The sequence below is a fragment of the Bradyrhizobium sp. SZCCHNS30572 genome (genome assembly GCF_032484415.1).
In the GTDB taxonomy this organism is placed as follows: domain Bacteria; phylum Pseudomonadota; class Alphaproteobacteria; order Rhizobiales; family Xanthobacteraceae; genus Bradyrhizobium.
Genome location: NZ_JAUESY010000008.1, coordinates 40,944 through 55,178 on the forward strand (window position 1 = coordinate 40,944; position 14,235 = coordinate 55,178).

The 14,235-nt window shown below is 64.9% G+C and carries 14 protein-coding genes and 1 pseudogene; 6 read left to right on the top strand and 9 right to left on the bottom strand.

From position 1 onward, the window contains the following. Positions 1-10 precede the first annotated feature (10 nt). On the top strand, positions 11-1,186 hold the full coding sequence (locus tag QX048_RS22710) for a PepSY-associated TM helix domain-containing protein (protein WP_315825218.1): 1,176 nt from the start codon (positions 11-13) through the stop codon (positions 1,184-1,186). A 10-nt stretch (positions 1,187-1,196) separates the two neighbouring features. Here the strand turns inward: QX048_RS22710 and QX048_RS22715 are convergent. Continuing rightward, a pseudogene (locus QX048_RS22715) lies at positions 1,197-1,760 on the bottom strand (HXXEE domain-containing protein). 122 nt (positions 1,761-1,882) lie between these two features. Continuing rightward, the gene (locus QX048_RS22720; protein WP_315713297.1) at positions 1,883-2,173 is read right to left on the bottom strand and encodes a hypothetical protein; all 291 of its coding nucleotides are present in this window, start codon (positions 2,171-2,173) and stop codon (positions 1,883-1,885) included. Between the two features lie 181 nt (positions 2,174-2,354). Here QX048_RS22720 and QX048_RS22725 point away from each other — a divergent pair, with 181 nt between their 5' ends. After that, complete coding sequence (locus tag QX048_RS22725) at positions 2,355-2,960, top strand: TetR/AcrR family transcriptional regulator (RefSeq protein WP_315825219.1); 606 nt, start codon at positions 2,355-2,357, stop codon at positions 2,958-2,960. 6 nt (positions 2,961-2,966) lie between these two features. Here QX048_RS22725 and QX048_RS22730 read toward each other — a convergent pair whose 3' ends face one another. Beyond that, positions 2,967-3,203, bottom strand: a complete 237-nt coding sequence (locus QX048_RS22730) for a hypothetical protein (protein ID WP_315825220.1) — start codon at positions 3,201-3,203, stop codon at positions 2,967-2,969. A 123-nt stretch (positions 3,204-3,326) separates the two neighbouring features. On the opposite strand from QX048_RS22730, the gene QX048_RS22735 reads away from it, so the two are divergent. Then, positions 3,327-4,052 (top strand): Crp/Fnr family transcriptional regulator, encoded by a 726-nt coding sequence (locus QX048_RS22735; protein WP_315825221.1) that lies wholly within the window; start codon positions 3,327-3,329, stop codon positions 4,050-4,052. A gap of 69 nt (positions 4,053-4,121) precedes the next feature. Here QX048_RS22735 and QX048_RS22740 read toward each other — a convergent pair whose 3' ends face one another. From QX048_RS22740 to QX048_RS22755, 4 genes are all read right to left on the bottom strand, one after another. Beyond that, positions 4,122-4,475, bottom strand: a complete 354-nt coding sequence (locus QX048_RS22740; RefSeq protein WP_315713304.1) for a hypothetical protein — start codon at positions 4,473-4,475, stop codon at positions 4,122-4,124. Between the two features lie 170 nt (positions 4,476-4,645). After that, on the bottom strand, positions 4,646-5,278 hold the full coding sequence (locus QX048_RS22745; RefSeq protein WP_315825222.1) for a CAP domain-containing protein: 633 nt from the start codon (positions 5,276-5,278) through the stop codon (positions 4,646-4,648). A 171-nt stretch (positions 5,279-5,449) separates the two neighbouring features. After that, entirely contained in the window at positions 5,450-6,451 is a 1,002-nt protein-coding gene (locus QX048_RS22750; RefSeq protein ID WP_315825223.1) for a transporter, read from the bottom strand. A 414-nt stretch (positions 6,452-6,865) separates the two neighbouring features. Next, positions 6,866-9,073, bottom strand: coding sequence for an arylsulfatase (locus QX048_RS22755; protein ID WP_315752760.1), 2,208 nt, complete (start codon positions 9,071-9,073; stop codon positions 6,866-6,868). On the opposite strand from QX048_RS22755, the gene QX048_RS22760 reads away from it, so the two are divergent. Beyond that, the gene (locus QX048_RS22760; protein WP_315752759.1) at positions 9,066-9,323 is read left to right on the top strand and encodes a hypothetical protein; all 258 of its coding nucleotides are present in this window, start codon (positions 9,066-9,068) and stop codon (positions 9,321-9,323) included. The two genes, QX048_RS22755 and QX048_RS22760, sit on opposite strands and share 8 nt — an antisense overlap. 124 nt (positions 9,324-9,447) lie before the next feature. Here QX048_RS22760 and QX048_RS22765 read toward each other — a convergent pair whose 3' ends face one another. Then, on the bottom strand, positions 9,448-9,690 hold the full coding sequence (locus QX048_RS22765) for a hypothetical protein (RefSeq protein WP_315713314.1): 243 nt from the start codon (positions 9,688-9,690) through the stop codon (positions 9,448-9,450). A gap of 330 nt (positions 9,691-10,020) precedes the next feature. Here QX048_RS22765 and QX048_RS22770 point away from each other — a divergent pair, with 330 nt between their 5' ends. Then, complete coding sequence (locus tag QX048_RS22770) at positions 10,021-12,315, top strand: tetratricopeptide repeat protein (RefSeq protein WP_316200746.1); 2,295 nt, start codon at positions 10,021-10,023, stop codon at positions 12,313-12,315. A gap of 120 nt (positions 12,316-12,435) precedes the next feature. Here the strand turns inward: QX048_RS22770 and QX048_RS22775 are convergent, their stop codons facing one another. Beyond that, positions 12,436-12,777: a YqfO family protein gene (locus QX048_RS22775; protein WP_315713316.1), complete on the bottom strand. Its 342-nt coding sequence runs from the start codon at positions 12,775-12,777 to the stop codon at positions 12,436-12,438. Between the two features lie 205 nt (positions 12,778-12,982). Here QX048_RS22775 and QX048_RS22780 point away from each other — a divergent pair, with 205 nt between their 5' ends. Then, complete coding sequence (locus tag QX048_RS22780) at positions 12,983-14,230, top strand: multidrug effflux MFS transporter (protein ID WP_315825225.1); 1,248 nt, start codon at positions 12,983-12,985, stop codon at positions 14,228-14,230. Positions 14,231-14,235: the final 5 nt, after the last annotated feature.

Here is a 14,235-nt window from a genome sequence, read left to right on the forward strand (position 1 = left end):
AGAAGCGTGCGTGACGTCCTTCAGCATCAAACCCGCGCTGCTGCAGATCCACTCTGTCCTGGGTCTTGCGGCCGCGCTGATCCTCTCCCTCTTGGGCATCACCGGCGCGATCATGGGTTTCGAGGACGAGATCCAGGCCGGTCTCAACGCCAAACTGTCCCACGTCGCGCCGCGTACGGAAGCGCCGCTTTCGCCCGCCGAGCTGGTGGCGCGGCTGCAGGCTGATCCGGCGCTCGGCAAGGTCTCCGCGATCACGCTGTCGCGGGATCCCCTGGCGGCCGTGCGCGTCCGCTTCGCGCGCAATGAGGATGGCGGCCGGCCCTCCTCGCTGCTGGTCGATCCCTATGACGGCCGCGTGCTCGGTGAGCCCCGCGGCGAGGCGTTCTTCGCCACCGTGCGGAGGCTGCATCGCTGGCTGCTGCTGCCGGGCGACGGCAACGGCGCCGGCCGCCAGATCACCGGCGCCGCGGTGCTCGGCCTCGTCGTGCTGCTGATCACGGGCGTCGTGCTGCGCTGGCCGCGCCGGGCGAGCAGCGCAGCACTCTGGCTGAAGCCGCAGCTCGGACTGAGCGGACGCGGCCTGCACCGCTCGCTGCACAGCGTGATCGGCACATGGGTGCTGCCGGTGTATCTGGTGATCGCGCTGACCGGGCTGTCCTATTCCTACGCCTGGTACAAGGACGGCCTGACCTGGCTGCTCGCGCCGGCGACATCAGGAGCGCCGATGCCGGGCAAGGCTCCGCGCGAGGGTCGCTCCGGGTCTGCGGACGCAAAGCCTGTCGCGCTCGATCTGGCCTGGTCCACGTTGCGTGAGCAGATCGGGGATCGCTTCGCGGTGATGCAGCTCACCTTGCCGGCGGGCGCCGGCGCGGCGGTGCGCGTGCGCGCCTGGCCGAGCGAGGCGCATGACGGCCGGCGCGACGAATTCCGTGTCGACGGCGCGACGGGCCGGCTGCTCGCGGCCGAGCGTTACGCCGACAAGACCGCCGGCGAGCGCGTGCTCGCCCGCATCCTGGATATCCACCGCGGCAGCATTCTCGGCTGGCCCGGCCAGCTCGCCTTCATGCTCGCCGCCGCGCTGATGCCGCTGTTCGCCGTCACGGGCACGCTGCTCTATCTGTCGCGGCGCCGCTTGCGGCGGCCGACGCAGTCGGCACGCGCTGTCCAGCTCGTTCCCGGCGAATGAGGCCGCGCGCTCAGGCTGCGGCGCGGACATGCGACGCGCGCCGGATGGCGTTGGCCGCGATGATGACGTGCAGCAGCAGCGACAGGCCGAAGCCGAGGGCGTGCTGGGCAGCCGTCGCCGGGATGGTGAGGACCGTCACGAGGCCGAGCGGAATGAACAGCACGATGCCGGTGACGAGGCCGGGATTGTAGCCACGGAAGCGCAGCGCCGGGCCGATATGGCCGAGCGAGTTGACGAGCATCAGATAGGGCGCGACCAGCGCCCAGGCCGGGCCGGCGATCCAGGCGACGTAGAGCGCAATCAGGTCGATGCCCCAGACCGCGCCGCAATTGACCTAGAGCACGTCGATCGTGGTCAGCGCCTCGCGGCCGCCGAACATCACGGTGTTGACGAAGCTGCGGAAGCGGTCGCCGGTGTGCTCCTCGACCTGGTGGATCATGTAGCCCGGCGAATGCAGGAAGATCAGCAGCAGCGCGAGCGGCCAGTCGGCCGCCAGCAGCGGTACCAGCGCCAGCAGCGCTGCGGCCATGAACACGGCACCGGCCACCCAGTGACGGAAGAGAAGGTCCAGCATCAGCGAGTGATGCGCGAGTCGGCTGATCTTGCCAAGCCGGGTTGCCCCGGACACCGCCGCGCCGGGAGGCTGCGGCGTGATGTCCTGTCGCAGCCTCCAAACCTTTCGGGGCGCGGCGCGACCTACTTGAGCAGCACCAGGCATTCGCCGGCCGGCGTGGCGTTGGCGCGGGCGGTGTCGCGATCGAACTTGCCGGCCATCACCAGCGGCCTGACACGCTCCACGATGACGTCCTTGACGACGCTGTCCGGGCCGATGGCCGGCGCGGCGACGTCGTAGATCTGCTTCGCCACGGGCGACAGCTTGGCGGCACAGCTGTCGGCGGCGGCGCGGTTGCCGGCCAGCGCGGCCTGCGACAGAAGACATTGGGAGACGGCGACGAATGTGACAAACGGGAATGCGACGCGCAGCATGGCAATCAGTCCTTCGTTCAAATGAGGTTCAGCCCGGCGCAAGCAGGCTCGGTCCGGAGCACATCCACTCAGTGTCCGGCCGCCCGCATGCGGGCTCTGATCTAACCCGAGCCGGCAGCAACGCCTACTCGATTTCGCCCGTCCGCCAGCCGAGGTCCAGACCGTGCAGCAAGCTCCTGAAATGCTTCGAAAAACCCCGGTGCAGAAGCGCACGCGGCAGACCCTCGACGTGATCTTCGAGGCAACCGCTCAACTTCTGCAGAGCGGCGGCGGCAAGGGCCTGAGCACGAACGCCATCGCCGAGCGCGCGGGCTTCTCGATCGGCACGCTCTATAGCTATTTCAGGGACAAGACCTCACTGTTGCGTGCGCTGGTGCTGCGCGAGTTCGCTCGACAGGAGGCGGAGTTCGGGGAGGCGCTGGAGGCGCATCGCGGGCTTGGACGCGAGGCGATCGTGCGCGCGGCGGTGCGCCAGGGCTTCGCCCCGTTCGCCGGCCGTCACCGTGTGCGGCGCTATCTTCTCGTCCTGTTGGGCAACGACGCGGAGCTGCAGAAGGCGCTGCACGAGATGGTGGACCGCATGACCGAACGGCTGATCGCGACGGTGGGATTGCGGAGCGAAGCGATGCCGGCCGCGCGCCGCTTCATCCTGGTCCGCGCTGCGCTGGGCCCGATCCGGGCTGCCGTCATGCGCGAACATCGCCTCGTCGGCACACGCGAGCTCGAGGACGAACTGGTGCGGCTGATGCTGTTCCTGCTGGAGCCGGATCCCGCCAAATCGTCATGAGGGCCGTCACGAGGGGCCGTCGGGCTTGGCGGCCTCCAGCCGCTCAGCGAGCTTCTTCAAGGCCTCCTCCGACGCCGGCCGGCTCTGGAACTCGCGGATGGCGCGCGACAGCTCCTGATCCGACATCGGATGAGCCGGCTGCTTGATGCGGCCGTCGGCAAGGGCGGCTGCGATGGTCTCGATATGCGGCCCCGCGCCACCGAACAATCGGCGGAGCCGGTTGAGGAACGCGATGTGGGGCACAGCTGTTCTCCCGATGCGGCGACCGGCAACCTTCGACCGCATCTGCTGACGGCGACCTTAGTCGGTAACGCCGGCTCCGTCGTCTCATTTGATACACAACCCCGCCCGGACGGTAGGATTTTCATGGATGCGGACCGGATCGTCACCAACAAGCTCAGGGAGCATTCGAAACTGTCCGGCGAGGACATCGCCGAGATCCGGAATTTCAGCTCCGCTTTGCGCGAGCTCGCCGATCAGGAGGACCTCATCCGCCAGGGCGACGAGCCGGACCGTTCCGTCGTCGTGATCTCCGGATGGGTGGCGCGCTATCACCTGCTGTCCGGCGGGCAGCGGCAGTATCTCTCCTTTCACATGCCCGGTGACTGGCCCGACGCCCAGTCGATCTTCCTCGACTGCATGGATCACGCCGTCTGCGCGATCGGGCCGGCGGTGGTGGCGAGCGTTGCGCACAAGGAGCTGACCCGCGCGATCAGCCGGCGGCCGACGCTCGGCTTTGCGATCTGGCGCGAGACGCTGATCGATGCGTCGATCTTCCGCGAGGCCATCACCAACAACAGCGCGCGGAGCAAGCCGGCGCGCATGGCGCACATGTTCTGCGAGCTGTTCTATCGCGCCCGCGCGCTCGGCCATGTCCGGCACGATCAGTTGCGGCTGCCGGTCAGCCTGGTGCAGCTCGGCGAGGCACTGGGCATCGCGATCGCGACGGTCAACCGCACGCTGGTCGAGCTGCGCGCCAGCCGCGCTGTCGATTTCCGCAGCGGCCTGCTGACGGTGCACGACTGGACGCGGCTATGCGCGATCGGCGAGTTCGATCCCAGCTATCTGCACCTGAAGAAGCAGCCGCGCTGAGGCACAGGTCTCAGCGCGGCCACTCACGTGGGCTCGCGACTCCCACCTTTAACGGTTGCGCGCGTCAGCTCAGGCGACCTTGGTGATGAGCTTGACCACGTAGGCGTAGGGCCCGTTCGGGCTCTTCTCGGCGATCCAGGCGCAGTGCCAGTCGGAGCCGTAGCGCAAGCCCGTGTCCCATCCCGAGCCGCCGCCGTGCTCGTTGTCCCACGACCAGGCCTTGCGGTCCTTCTGAGGATCGGAGGGGAAGCTGCTGCCGCTGTAGACGGAGATCTGCCCCTGCTGCGCGCGGAACGGCGAGTTCGTGCTCCACTTGAGCCACAGATTGCCCTGCTCCTCGTAGGACGTGAGCGACCATTGGTAGGACGCCGAGACGGTCTGCGGATTGGTGCTGGTGGCCGAGGTCTGCTCAATGACTGCCATGATGGTCTCCTTACAAAATGAGATGAAAAATCTTCACAATAGTGGCTGCCCAAAAGACAACCATTGATTGTATATCTGATAAAGCTCACCCCGACAACGTGCGCTGTTCGCACAACGCCGTGATCGCGCGGCAGGCGTGGCGTCCAGCCGAGGCCCACCGATCCCCGCACTCAGATGCAGAGACCGATCACCTTGATGCTGAGGTGGCAGTCCTTGGAGGCGGACGCCGGCGGCTTGGCGCCCCAGCGCGTCGCCGGCTTGGCGTCGCCTTTCGCGGATCGGGTCGCGGCCTGCGCGACGACGGCCTTGGCCTTGCTCTTCGGAGCGCCCTTCGGCCTGTCGGTCTCGTAGTCGCCCGCGATCACCATCGCCCAATAGGTGCGCTTGCCGCTGGCGTTCTTTGCGCTGGCGATGCCGACCTTGGTCGCCTTGGGAAGCAGCAGGTTCTTGCGGTGCCCCGCCGAGTTGATCCACTGCCCCAGCGTCTTGTCGAAATTGTCGTAGCCATAGGCGATGTTCTCGGCCGCGCGGCCGGCCTTCGACGGAGCCACACGGCGGGTGAAGGGACCGAGCACCTCGTGGCTGAGATCGTCCTTGTCGGCCATCGCGCGCGCTTGCTCCATCGCGATGCGGTCGAGCGTCGCGTCGCGCGTCACGCGGCCTTCGCCATGCGCGAGCCGAAACGCCGAGATCTGATCGGCCGGCGCGGAGTCGCCGGCAAATGCCGCATGGGCCGACAGCGCCAGCAGCGCTGCAACCAAAACCGCGCGAAAGCCGCGCAACGTGAAACGAAGCTCCCGCATGCTAGGACACGTGCTCATCAATCCGGAGTAGGTAACGGTCGCTCGATCCCGCTTTGATCCGAAGCGACGGACGTGCTGGACCGCCGCGGAACCACCCGATATGACAATGCCGGAATTCAGTCCAATGCGGGCGGTCGATACTTCTCTATTCTATTTCGACACTTTTCTATTCTATTTCGACACTTTGTGCCAAGTCGGCGCAATCGTGCTGGCGGGCGCGGCCTCCGAGATCGAGAACGTCAGCCACGTGTTCCAGCCCGACGGCCGGTTGGCGGCGTCGAACTCGCCATATCCCTTCAGCCCCAGGAACGCCTGATTGCTGCCGATCTGGAAAATATATCCGATCTGCGGGCCAACGCCGAGGACGCGCGAGCGGAAGCCGCCGAGAGCGGCGGGCTGACCGAAGTCGTCGGTAATCTGCTGATAGGCGTAGCCAACGAAACCGACGAAGACCTGCTTCGACAGGAACTGCGACACGCCCCAGTCGAGATGGAAATCGATGCCGCTCTGGTACCGGGTATCGGGATTCTTGAAATTGTAGGTCAAGCCCCCGACGGCCGAAAATTCCGTGCCGGTCGCCGGGTTCAAATAAGTGTAGCCGCCGCCAAAGTCGATGGCGCCGTGACCGATGCCGATATTGGCCAGCCGGTTCCGACTGTAGTCGCCGACGGGAATATCGCCGGCGCCGTAGACCATGGTGTTGTGGACGCCGTTATTCCACTTCAGCTTCACGGTCGGATAGAGATCTCCGTAAGAGACGAGTGCGTCTTCGAGGAATCCGGTGCGCGTGCTGACGATCGGACCGGCAACCGTCGTCAACGTACCGGCGATGCTCGCGGAATTTCTGCCGTAGACGCTGGCCAGCGTCGCCGACAACTGGCCGCCGAGTACGGGCGTCGCAAACGTGTAGGTCGGCGCGATGAACATCAGATCGGCCTGGCCGCGCAAAGCCAGATTGAGATCGATGTTGACGGTTGGAGAAAATCGTCCGACCTGGAACTCGCGCGACGCCGCGGCCGCGCCTGAGGCACCCACGCTCGTATGGTAGTAGATGGCAGCCACCGACCAGCCCGGCGTGGCAGGCGTTGCGGCGAGGCTGCCGTACAATCCCGGCAGCCAGAACGAGATGCCGCTCTCATCGGCATGGGCGACCAGAGGCGAAAAAGAAGCCACCGCGGCGGACGCGAAAACGCCGCTCAGCCACAATCGCAGGAAGCCGGACCTGCGTCCCGATCTATCGCGCTGCAATCGTAATCCCCCCACGCTCCCATTTCAGGCGGCATGCCTGAGTTGTCGTCGACGACTACGGCTTGTCGTCGCTCATCCCCCGTCCGGTCTTGTCGTAGACATTGAAAAACTCGTCCGACATGATCGTAGCGATGCCACTTATGGGTACCTCGGTCAGATCTTTCTCAAGCGTCTTGATCCGGAACTTCCACCCGAGAACCTCGGCTCCACGGTGCTTGCATTCTGCCCGACGGCCCCCCCTCAGCTTGAGGCCAGAAGGATCGTCGCCAGATTGGCTATTTGCATTGCACGCTCCTTCTCAAGGGACCGATCACTGACCTGGCGAGCACGAAGAGCGCATCAATCGGACAGTCCTTTCTTCAAAGCCGCTGCCTTGCGGGCTTGGACGGCTTCTTCATTGTCGGCCTTCTTCATACCCACTAGATCGATCGTCACCTTGCCGATCTTGCCTGTGAACTTGAACGGCACCTTGTAGGCCTCGGTAACAGGTGTGCCTTCATCGGCACCGACGTCTGCGCCTTCGTCCGCGGAGTAGAAGCAGCATTGGGTTCGTTCGATCCGGCCGGTCGCGACGGTCTTTCCGTTCACGAGGATCGTACCCACGCCACCCTTGCCCAGGCCGCCACCGTCATAAGCGAACTCAAAGCGCAGTGCGGCTTTGCCTGCCGGAAGAGCCTGCTTGGCGGTTACGGTGTATCGCTGCAGACCGAGAAAATTATACGTGTAGGTCGGCTTTCCGTCCTTCAGGTAGAAGGTCCAGCCACCGAACCGTCCGGCCTGAGCGATGATGACGCCATTGGCTCCGCCCTTCGGGATGTCCAGATCGGCAGTAATGGCGTGCGATTGGTTCTTCAGGTTGATGAAGACATTCTCCGTCATCCCGATCATGCCTTCGTAAACCGTCAGGCTGGTGCGGCCCGCCATCAGGTCGGGACGTCCGACCAGCGCCGCGTTGGTGCGCTCCAGGGTGCGGTCGTCGAGCGGCAGCACGTTGTATTTCACTGCTTCCTTCAGGAACAGCTCCTGCATCTCCTTCAGCTTGTCCGGATTTTTGGCAGCCAGATCGTTGCTCAGGCTGAAGTCCGATCGCGCATCGTAAAGCTCCCAGATATCCTGCTGGAGCGGCCGCCGCGGCTTGGTTTCCCAAGCCGCCCGGTGCACAGTGCCGGCAAGCCAGCCGTCGCTGTAGATCGCGCGGTTGCCGAAGATTTCGAAATACTGCGTCACATGTCTGCTCGGCGCCTTGGCGTCGGCAAAGCTGTAGGCCATGCTTACGCCTTCAATGGGAGTCTGGACCGTTCCATTTACGCTCTTGGGCTCAGGCAGCTTCGCTGCTTCGAGAATGGTCGGCACGATGTCGATGACGTGATGCCACTGCGGACGAAGCTCACCTTTCGCCGCGATCCCCTTCGGCCAATGGACGACCATGCCGTTGCGGGTGCCGCCATAGCTCGAGGCCACTTGCTTGGTCCAGGTAAACGGAGTGTCGCCAGCGACCGCCCAGCCGGCCGCGTAATGGCCGTAGGTGTTGGGACCGCCGAGTTCGTCATAGTGCTTCAAGACGTCCTGGACGGTTTCCTGCACTCCATTGAAATAGGTCATCTCGTTGTACAGGCCGTTCGCGCCGCCTTCGGCGCTCGCGCCGTTGTCGCCGACGATGTAGAAGATCAACGTATTGTCGAGTTGGCCCGTTGCCTTGATGGCGTCGATCAGGCGGCCGATCTCGGTGTCGGTGTATTCGCCAAATCCGGCGAATACTTCCATCTGGCGCACGAACAGCTTCTTCTCGTCAGCGCTCAGCTTGTCCCAGTCCTGGATGGCGTCCGGCTTCGGGGCGAGCTTGGTATCGGGTGGCACCACGCCGAGCTTGATCTGCCGCGCCAACGTCTCCTCGCGCAGCTTGTCCCAACCCTGATCGAACTTGCCCTTGTACTTGGCGATCCATTCTTTGGGCACCTGATGCGGGGCATGGGTGGCGCCGGGTGCAAAATACATGAAGAACGGCTTGTCCGGCGTCAGCGATTTCTCCGACCGCATCCAGTCGATCGCCTTGTCGGTCATGTCGGTCATGAAATGATAGTTCGGGTCCGTCGACGGCTCGACCTGGGTCATGCCATCGTAGATCAGCGGCGCCCATTGATTGGTTTCGCCGCCCATGAAGCCATAGAACTTGTCGAAGCCCTGGCGCGTCGGCCAGCGGTCGGTCGGGCCAGAGGGACTGACCTCCCATGCCGCGGTCTCGTGATTTTTGCCGAAATGCGCCGTGCTGTAGCCGTTCAACCGCAGCATCTCCGCGACGGACGCGACATTGTTGGGACGCTGACCGGTCTGTCCCGGGAAGGACGTCGCGGTTTCCGCGATCGAACCGAAATTGTTCATGTGATGGTTGCGGCCGCTGAGCAGCGCCGCGCGGGTCGGCGAACAAAGCGCCGTGGTGTGAAACTCGTTGTAGCGGAGACCCTCGTTGGCGAGGCGGTCGACCGTCGGCATCCTGATCGGGCCGCCAAATGCGCTCGACTGGCCGAAGCCCATGTCGTCGATGAGCACGATCAGTACATTGGGTGCACCGGCCGGCGCCTTGACTTCAAACCGCGGCGGCGGCGGCGCATCGCGCGCATCGAATACGGTGCTGTGTGGAGGGTTCGGTTCAGGAATCGGCAGAACCGATCGCTCGGTCGGCAACACAGCACTCGGCGGCGCCGACTGTTGGGCCAATGCTGGAAGCACGAGTAGCGTCGTCAACGACAGCACCGACGCAGCCAACTTCATTCGCTTCATGATCACTGCCTTTGGATGAGACAATTGACAAATGAGACAATTGACACGGCTTCTCGCTGCCGGAACGATCCTGCCCGCAAACCGCGCGGGCAATGACGTTCGGCCGGCCCAACCGGCTCGCGGAGAGCGATAATTCTATAATTCTAGCGTCTGCCGACGCGATTGACCGGCCCGCCTCGATTCATCGGCGTTCCCCGCACGCGCACGCCTGGGGCCACCACGGCGCGCGCCACCGGGCGGGGCCGCAGCACGACGCCGGGCCTGACGACGCAGCCGACGGGATACTCGACATACTGACAATACACCACGGCACTTGCCCTTTCGGTGCTCGCGGCTACGAACCCCGTCACCAGCAACAGCCCTGTCAGGGCAACTGATAATTTCATCTTGGCATCCTCCCATCAGATAATTCATCATCGGCCCCTTCCGGGAGGCACACCTTGATGCAGGTCAAGCAACCTTGGCAGACATTCCTGCATGTGCGGAGATGACCGACGGAGCAGCTTGATCGCAAGCTCACCAATTTGGGGCGTGAGGTACAAGCGTTGACACGCAGGCCGCCAAAAGCCGGCACGAAGGGACCGCGGAAGGGATCCGCCGCGGCCCCATCACCGGCTGCGCCGGCGGATCGGCTTGCTTCCGGCGAAACGGCCTTCTCCAGGCGCGCGATCTGGATAGCAGTAGCGGTCACGATCGCGCTCGTGCTGGTGGTCGGCATGGTTTTTCATCTCCTCAAGGCCGACGGACCGGCCTCCACGGCGCAGGCCCCATTCGTCGCCACCTATGTGGGCAGCGAAAGCTGCGCCGGCTGCCATCAGGCGGAAGCCAAATTATGGGATATTTCGCAGCACAAGGCCGCGATGGCGCACGCGACCGACAAGACGGTGCTCGGCGATTTCAACAAGAGCTTCGACTACTTCGGTGTGCATTCCCGCCTCTTCCGCGATGGCGGAAAATTCATGGTCGAAACCGACGGGCCCGACGGCAAGCTTGCCGTGTTTGAGGTGAAGTACACGTTCGGTGTCGATCCGCTGCAACAATATCTCGTCGAGTTTCCAGATGGGCGCATCCAGGCGCTGCCGATCGCATGGGACGGCCGGCCCAAGGACAAAGGCGGCCAGCGCTGGTTCCATCTCCATCCCGAGGAAGAGATCAAGCATGACGACGTCCTGCACTGGACCAAGCTGAACCAAAACTGGAACTTCATGTGCGCGGAATGCCACTCGACCGGCGTGCGCAAGCATTACGACGCCGCGACGGATCGCTTCGCGACGACATGGGCCGAAATCAGCGTCGGTTGCGAGACCTGTCACGGTCAGGGCTCCGCCCACGCCGCCTGGGCTCATGACAAGCAACGCTGGTGGCCGTTCGGCAAGCACGAGGATCCGAGCAAGGGATTGCTGGTCCGTTTCGACGAACGGCGCGGCGTCACCTGGCCGATCGATCCGCGGAGCGGAAATGCGACGCGTTCAGCCGCGCCGGCCGCGTTGCGAAAGGAGATCGAGACGTGCGGGCTATGCCACGCGCGCCGTGCCGGCTTCAGCGAGGACTGGGCACCCGGTCAATCGCTGTCCCAGACCCATATTGTCGAGGCGCTCGCGCGGACCACTTATCATGCCGATGGCCAGATCCGCGATGTGGAGGAGCCCTACAACTATACGCCGTTCAAGCAGAGCAAGATGTTTGCCGCCGGCGTGACCTGCAGCGATTGTCACGAGCCGCATGGCGCAAAGCTCCGAGCCTCCGGCGAAGGCGTTTGCCTACAATGCCATGCGTCCGAAAAATACGCCGATGCGAAGCATCGCCATCACGCGGGCGCCGATCCGGCGCCGACCTGCATGTCGTGCCACATGCCGGCGCGCACCTATATGCAGATCGACCTGCGTCACGATCACGCCTTCCGCGTTCCGCGCCCTGATCTTTCGGTCGAGCTGGGGACCCCGAACGCCTGCAACGACTGCCACAGCGACAAGCCGGCGCAATGGGCCGCCGCCGCGATCGAGCAATGGTTCGGGCCCGACCGAAAGGGCTTCCAGACCTATGGGCCCGCGTTCCGCGCAGCACGCAGCGACCAGGCCGACGCCGCCGCGCTGCTTGGCCTTCTGGCCGCGGACAGGAACGCGCCGGCCGTGGCGCGTGCGAGCGCGCTCGGCGAACTCGCCTCGCGCATCGCTCCGGCGAGCATTGCGGCCGCACGGGCAGCCCTGGCCGATCCCGATCCCATGGTGCGGATCGGCGCGCTGGACATGCTGGAAAACGTGCCTGCCGGCCAGATCTGGCCGCTGGTTTCGCCGCTGCTCACCGATCCCGTGCGTGGCGTGCGGATCAGGGTCGCCTCCCTGCTCGCTTCCGTTCCGACCGCAAGCCAGCCGCTGCCCGATCGCGCACGCTTCGATCGGGCGGCACACGAATTCATCACGGCGCAGCGCGCCAATGCCGAACGGCCCGAGGCCCGCACTGCACTGGCAAACTTCCTGGCCTTGCGCGGACAGACCGGGGACGCAGAGACCGAGTACAAGGCAGCCCTCAGGCTCAGCCCGCACTATGCGGCGGCGGCCATCAATCTGGCCGACCTCTATCGCCAAATTGGCCGCGACGGCGACGGAGAAACCGTTCTGCGCGGAGCAATTGCGGCATCACCTACCGACGCGACCGCGCATCACGCACTCGGCCTGACCTTGACCCGGCTGAAGCGGCACGACGAGGCGCTCGCCGAGTTGCGCAGAGCAACCGAACTCGAACCGGGTCGCGCACGCTATATCTATGTCTACGCGGTGGCGCTGCATTCCGGCGGGCGAGCCGACGAGGCAATGACGGTCCTAAAGGAAGCTCTGGAAAGCCATCCCAATGATAGGGACGTGCTGTCCGCTCTGGTTTCGCTCAGCCGCGCGACAGGCGATGCAAGGGCGGCGCTGGGCTACGCCGAAAGGCTCGCAATCATGACACCGGACGACCGGAATCTGGCGGCGTTCATCGGCGAGATCAGGCGGCAGATTGACAAGCCAAACTAAGATAGCTGGCTCTCCTGCTTGAGCTCACAAAGGGCGCCCGAGAACCTCGAATGGAGCGAGCGCGAAATCGACGCTGAAATGACCAGGGACGCAACAAAGTCGAACGGCTCCTCAATGAGATCAAGCACTGTCGGCGGATCGCAACGCAACCACCTCGATCGGGTAGACATCGATCGCCGGCTCCTCATAGGGATGCGCAGCGCGGATCGCCTGTAGCACGGCTTTCAGCCGGTCCTCGGCGCAGACGGTCTCGATGCGCTCCTCCTCGACCGTCTCGAGCTGGCCGACCGCGCCGACGGCCGGGTTGGCGCCTGCCAGCGGACGAAACCGGCCCACGCCCTTCGCAGTAAACGAACAGTGGTCGTAATTGCCGATGCGGCCGGCGCCGGCCTCGCCCATCGCGCGGCGCACGGCGTCGCCCGCCGCTTCAGGGACATAGACGACGATCTTGTAGGTCTTCATGCTGGCCTGGATCCGGACGTCGATCACACGGCCGTTACCATCGCGTCGCCGCTGGCGCAATTTTCAGCGGGTCACAACCGGTCACAATCGCGAAAGCGCCGGCGCCGGTGACCAGCCATTCCGAAACACGCCTTGTGCGGCGCAGCAAACCCGATACTTATCGGTGATCTCTCCCGCATTCTCAACACCATGGAAGGCCCGCGCCTTGGCTGATACCAGTGCCGACACCATCGAGATCGTCCGTCACCGGCCGATGGGCTTCACCGAATTCGTCATCGTGGTCGCGGCGATCATGGCGCTCAATCCGCTGGCGATGGACATGATGCTGCCGGCGCTGCCGAACATCGGCGCCTCGTTCCATATCGACGTCGCCAACCGGCTGCAGACGGTGCTGACGGCGTTCGTAATCGGCTTCGGTCTCGGCCAGTTCGTGATCGGCCCGCTGTCCGACAGCTTCGGCCGGCGCCCGGTGCTGATCGGCGGTATGGTGCTGTATGCGGTCGCCAGCCTGTTCGCGATCGCCGCGCCGTCCTTCGAGATGCTGCTGCTGGCGCGCGCGCTGGAAGGTCTCGGCACCGCGGCGACGCGGGTGATCGCGACCTCGATCGTGCGCGACTGCTATGCCGGCCGCCGCATGGCGAGCGTCGTCTCGCTGGCGATGATGGTGTTCATCGCCATTCCCGTGATCGCGCCGTCGTTCGGCCAGGCGGTGATGCTGCTGACGCAGTGGCGCGGCATCTTCGTCGTGCTGACCTTGTACGGCATCGTCACGCTGCTGTGGACCGCCGCACGGCTGCCCGAGACGCTGCCGGAGAGCGAGCGCAAGCCGTTCTCGGTCAAAGAGATCGTCGGGGCCTTCCGCAACACCCTCACCAATCGTCAGACGCTGGGCTATGCGCTCGCCGCGAGCGGCATCTTCGGCGCCGTGCTCGGCTACGTGCTGTCTTCGCAGCAACTGTTCACCGGCGTCTACCATCTCGGCCACTACTTCCCGCTCGCCTTCGCGGCGATCGCGGTGACCATCGCGGTGGCCGGCTTCCTCAACGCCCGCCTCGTCGGCCGGCTCGGCATGCGCATGATCTCGCACGGCGCGCTGGTCGGCAGCGTCGTCATCGCGCTGGCCTGCTTCAGCGCGGCGGTTCTCGGCATGCTGCCGCTGTGGCTGTTCATGACGCTGTCGGCCGGCATGATGTTCTCGTTCGGCCTGATGTTCGCGAACTTCACAGCGCTGGCGATGGAGCCGCAGCGCGCCAATGCCGGCACCGCGTCTTCGCTCTACGGCTCGATCACGACCCTGCTCGGCATGGCCGCCGGCGCCGTCGTCGGCCAGGCGTTCGACGGCACGGCATTGCCGTTCGCCGCGGGCTTCCTGGCCTGCACGACGAGCGCGCTCGTCATCGTGCTGATCACCGAGAAGGGCCGGCTGTTCCACGGCCAAGGCAAGCCGGTCTGACCGCC